At 42.4% G+C, this 1,374-nt stretch carries 1 protein-coding gene; it reads left to right on the top strand.

Annotated features, from left to right (window positions below; translation table 11 throughout):
• On the top strand, positions 1 to 1,374 hold a 1,374-nt coding region (locus tag ABUA34_RS02220; protein WP_349822784.1), incomplete at both ends, for a Cna B-type domain-containing protein.

The following is a 1,374-nucleotide window of genomic DNA, read 5'->3' as shown; positions in this document are numbered from 1 at the left end:
GGCAGAAGGTTGGAAGTACAGCTTTACAGGTCTTCCAAAGTACAGCAATGGTCAGGAGATAAAGTATACCATCACAGAGGACAGTGTGGAGGGATATACAGCAGCTCCAAATGGTTATGATATTACAAACACACATGTTCCAGAGACTACAGATGTCAATGTCACGAAGATCTGGGATGACGCTGGAAATCAGGACGGCAAGAGGGCAAAAGAAATCACTGTCAAATTATTTGCTGATGGCACAGAGGTTGCCGGTTCAGAGGTAACTCTTAAAGAGGACAACAACTGGACGTATACATGGAAAGATCTTGCAGTTTATAAGAACGGTACAGCTATAGGTTATACAGTAGATGAGACAGCTACAGTAACCGGATATACGAAGAAGGTCACGGGTGATGCCAAGACAGGATTTGTAATAACCAACAGCTACACACCAGAGACCATCAATATAGCTGGTACAAAGACATGGGATGATGCAAACAATCAGGATAGAAAGAGACCTGAGAGCATAACTGTAAATCTTCTTGCGGATGGTCAGTTATACAAGACAAAGACTGTTACAGCTGAGGAAGACTGGAAGTATAGTTTCAAAGATCTTCCAAAGTATAGCAGTGGCAACAAGATAGTTTATACCATTACAGAGGATGCGGTCGGTGATTATGCTACTGTAATAGACGGATATAACATTACAAACACATATACACCGGCAAAGACAAGTGTATCAGTCACAAAGAGCTGGGATGATGCAAACAATCAGGACAGAAAGAGACCTACGAGTGTAAAGGTTCAGCTGCTTGCGAACGGAATAGCAGTAGATGGCTCAGAGACTATATTAAGAGCAGATAACAACTGGACACATACATGGACAGATCTTGATGTGAACAAGGATGGAGCTGCGATAGCTTACACTGTAGAAGAAACAGATATTACTGAAGGATATACTCCAGTAATAACCGGAGATATGACAACAGGATACACAGTTACGAACAGCTACACACCAGAGACGACATCAGTAAAGGGCGTTAAGATCTGGGACGACGGTGAGAATCAGGATGGTATCAGACCTCCAAGTATCACAGTCAACCTGATTGCAAACGGAACAAAGATCAAGAGTCTTGAAGTCACAGCAGCAAATGACTGGAAGTTTAGTTTTACAGACCTTCCTAAATATGCAGATGGATCAGAGATAACATACGAAGTAACTGAGGATGCTGTTTCCGAATACACTACAGCTGTGACAGGAGACGCAGAAAACGGATATACATTTACCAATAGTCACACGCCTGAAACGATCAATATAGAAGGAACAAAGACCTGGAACGATGCAAACGATCAGGATGGCAAGAGACCAGGAAAGATTACGGTAAATCTTCT

It is taken from the genome of Coprococcus sp. RTP21428st1_C9_RTP21428_210409 (assembly GCF_040227395.1).
In the GTDB taxonomy this organism is placed as follows: domain Bacteria; phylum Bacillota; class Clostridia; order Lachnospirales; family Lachnospiraceae; genus Coprococcus; species Coprococcus aceti.
This window is presented reverse-complemented; position numbering and strand designations above follow the sequence as displayed.